The organism is Treponema endosymbiont of Eucomonympha sp., from assembly GCF_001028545.1.
The window spans coordinates 1-472 of record NZ_BBPW01000574.1; the positions used below are offsets into that span (position 1 = coordinate 1).

Consider the following 472-nt stretch of genomic DNA (forward strand, 5'->3'; position numbering starts at 1 on the left):
ATGTATACGGAAATCACCGGTTCATTGCAGGGGCAGGGCAAACGCTTCGCCGTGGCGATAAGCCGCTTCAACGACTTTATCACCGCGCGGCTGCTCGACGGAGCCGTCGACTGCTTCGTCCGGCACGGCGGCAAGGCGGAGCGCCTCACGGTGGTCCGCGTCCCGGGCGCGTTTGAAATCCCGCTTGCCGCGGCAAAGCTCGCCAAAAGCAAGAAGTACGACGCCGTCATCTGTCTCGGCGCGGTCATCCGCGGCGCGACGCCGCACTTTGACTACGTCGCCGCCGAAGCCGCGAAGGGCGTGGCGCAGGCGGGGCTTTCATCGGGCGTGCCCGTCGTCTTCGGCGTCCTGACCACGGACACGATAGAGCAGGCGGTGGAGCGGGCGGGGGCGAAAGCGGGCAACAAGGGCTGGGACGCGATGATGAGCGCTATGGAAATGGCGGATTTGTTCGCAAAGCTCGACGCAAAAC

The 472-nt window shown here is 65.0% G+C and carries 1 protein-coding gene; it reads left to right on the top strand.

Annotation, left to right across the window (positions count from 1 at the left end; all coding sequences use genetic code 11):
- Positions 1–472: 6,7-dimethyl-8-ribityllumazine synthase (ribH, locus tag AWU74_RS08125; RefSeq protein ID WP_062328821.1), on the top strand; the 472-nt coding region annotated here is incomplete at both ends.